The following is a 410-nucleotide window of genomic DNA, read 5'->3' on the forward strand; positions in this document are numbered from 1 at the left end:
GGTGGCGCTGAGGCGCGAAAGGTGGACGACCGCCTCCACAAGATTTCGCGCCGAATCGTGGAGGACGCCGAAAGACGGAATGCGGTGATCGTCGTGGGCGACCTCAGCGGGATTCGCGAGGACAACGACAAAGGGCGGTACGTCAACGACAAGACCTTCAAGATGCCGTTCGCCCGCCTGCTCAACTACATCGAGTACAAAGCTCACGACGCAGGCATCGACGTACAGGTGGTCGACGAATACGGAACGTCGCAGACGTGTAACCGCTGTGCGCGCGAAGGTATCCGTGAGACGCAGGGGCGATTTGAGTGTCCTGAGTGTGGGCTGGACGACAGCGCCGACAAGAACGGTGCGCTAAACATCGGCAAGCGAGCCTTGGGCAAGTTCTCGAAACCGCTGTCCGAGGCGGG

Annotated in this window: 1 protein-coding gene; it reads left to right on the forward strand. The window is 61.0% G+C overall.

Annotated features, from left to right (window positions below; translation table 11 throughout):
- The coding region (locus tag EXE42_RS17110; protein WP_137707075.1) for an RNA-guided endonuclease TnpB family protein at positions 1-410 on the forward strand (410 nt) is incomplete at both ends.

The organism is Halorubrum sp. SP3, assembly GCF_005435195.1.
GTDB classification, from domain to species: domain Archaea; phylum Halobacteriota; class Halobacteria; order Halobacteriales; family Haloferacaceae; genus Halorubrum; species Halorubrum sodomense.